Source organism: Bradyrhizobium sp. (genome assembly GCF_049586575.1).
Lineage (GTDB): Bacteria > Pseudomonadota > Alphaproteobacteria > Rhizobiales > Xanthobacteraceae > Bradyrhizobium.
Genome location: NZ_JBAVCF010000078.1, coordinates 1 through 2,215, shown reverse-complemented (window position 1 = coordinate 2,215; position 2,215 = coordinate 1). Strand labels below are relative to the sequence as shown.

The following is a 2,215-nucleotide window of genomic DNA, read 5'->3' as shown; positions in this document are numbered from 1 at the left end:
CCGGTACGGAAGTAGAAGGGCACGCCGGCCCAGCGCCAGTTATCGATTTCGAGCTGCATGGCGACGTAGGTCTCAATGTTCGAATCCGCAGCGACGTTCGGCTCGTTCCGGTAGGCCTTCACCGGTTTGCCCAGGACCGTGCCGGCTCCATACTGGCCTCGCACCGCTCGTGCCGGCTTGACGGCCGGCATCGCTGCGAACACTTCGGCCTTCTTGGTGCGGATCGAAGCGGCGTCGAAGCCCGTGGGCGGCTCCATGGCCACCATCGAGAGAAGCGTGAACACGTGGTTAGGCACCATGTCGCGGAGCGCACCGGTTTGCTCGTAGAACTTGCCGCGCTCCTCCACTCCCACCGTCTCCGCCACGGTAATTTGCACGTGATCGATCCGATCGCGATTCCAGATCGGCTCGAACAGTCCGTTGGCGAAACGGAACGCCATGATGCTTTGGACCGTGTTCTTTCCCAGAAAATGATCGATCCGAAAGATCTGGTCCTCGCGCAGCGTGCGCAGGATGCGGGCGTTCAGTTGGCGCGCCGAGTCCAAACTGTGGCCGAACGGCTTCTCGATCACGACGCGGCGCCAGAACTGGGGCTTCCCGTTCTTGTCCTCGCCTCGATCGGTGAGCTTCGCCTTGCCGAGTTGCTCGACCGCGGTCCCAAAGAACCGGTCGGCGACTGCGAGGTAGAAGATGACATTGCCCTGTGTTCCATGGGTCTTTTCTGCGTCACCCAACGCTCCACGAATCTTCTCGTACAGCTCGGGCTTGGTAAGATCGCCCTGGACGTATGACATTTTCTCCGCAAGCCGCTTCCACGCCGCCTCATCGATTCGATCGATGTCGAACTCCGCGGTGGCATTCCCGACGAAGGTTTTCAGCATGTCGTAAAGATGGTCGCGCCAGCTCTCTGCCGTACCCTCGGCCAGGTCCACGCCGATCAGCGCAAATTTCTCCGGCAGAACCTTGGTACGCGAGAGATTGTAGAGAGCCGGTATCAGCAGGCGCTTGGCCATGTCGCCACCGGCACCGAAGACCACCATGGCGCAGGGATCGGCCGGAGCGACCTGTCGCCGCGGCGGCGACGCCACTGCCTGCGCGCTCGGAGATGTCCCGATCGGCTGATTGTCCGGCACGGTGCTACTCCGCGGCGTTCTGTGCCGCCGGATGACCCTGCGGTTCTTTCGGCTTCGGTTCCGGATCGCTGGACTCGTTACCCTCGATGTGGCCGCCGAAGCCGAAACGCATCGCCGAGAGCATCTTCTCTCCGAAGTTGTGCTCCTGCCGCGAGCGGAATCGGGCGTAAAGGGCGGTGGACAGCACGTCCGCCGGGACCGCCTCCTCGATCGCGGCCTCGACGGTCCAACGACCCTCGCCGGAATCCTGGACGTAGCCCGAGAACTTATTCAACTGCGGATCCTTCACCAACGCGGCAGCGCCGAGATCCAGCAGCCACGATGAGATGACACTGCCTCGCCGCCAGACCTCCGCGATATCCGGCATGTTCAGAACGAAGCGCTCGTCCTCCGGCAGATCGTTTGAATCCTTGTTGCGCAGGATGTCGAAGCCTTCCGCGTAGGCCTGCATCAATCCGTATTCGATGCCGTTATGCACCATCTTGACGAAATGCCCGGTGCCGGATGGCCCGGCGTGAATGTAGCCGCGCTCGGCGCGGGATGCGGCCTTCTCGCGGCCGGGCGTGCGCGGAATGTCGCCCAGACCGGGGGCGAGCGCCGCGAAGATTGGGTCGAGATGATCCACAGCTTCCTTCGGGCCGCCGATCATCAGGCAGTAGCCGCGCTCGATGCCCCAGACGCCGCCGGACGTGCCGCAATCGACGTAGCGAATGCGCCTCTCGGCCAGTTTCTTGGCGCGGCGGATGTCGTCCTTGTAAAAGGAATTACCGCCATCGATGATGATGTCGTCCGGCTCCAACAGGCCGCCGAGATGTTCGACCGTCTTTTCGGTAATCTCGCCGGCGGGCAGCATAACCCAGATGGCGCGCGGCTTGTCTCCGAGCGTCTTCATCATCTCGGCGAGCGATCCGGCGTCTGTGGCGCCCTCCCTCGCCAGCGCTTCGCGCGGCTTGGTGTTGGTGTCGAACACCACACAATGGTGCCCCGCCTTCATCAGGCGGCGACAGATGTTGCCGCCCATACGGCCTAATCCAATGATGCCGATCTGCATTTTGCGTTACTCCTTATGACAAGGCGCTAAT

At 62.4% G+C, this 2,215-nt stretch carries 2 protein-coding genes; both read right to left on the bottom strand.

Features of this window, described 5'->3' with window-relative positions:
• Positions 1 to 1,133 (bottom strand): glucose-6-phosphate dehydrogenase (gene zwf, locus WB528_RS02445; protein WP_423886837.1); only part of this gene is annotated, 1,133 nt, incomplete at its 3' end.
• A gap of 4 nt (positions 1,134 to 1,137) precedes the next feature.
• Positions 1,138 to 2,184 (bottom strand): phosphogluconate dehydrogenase (NAD(+)-dependent, decarboxylating), encoded by a 1,047-nt coding sequence (gene gnd, locus WB528_RS02440; RefSeq protein ID WP_423886836.1) that lies wholly within the window; start codon positions 2,182 to 2,184, stop codon positions 1,138 to 1,140.
• Positions 2,185 to 2,215 lie beyond the last annotated feature (31 nt).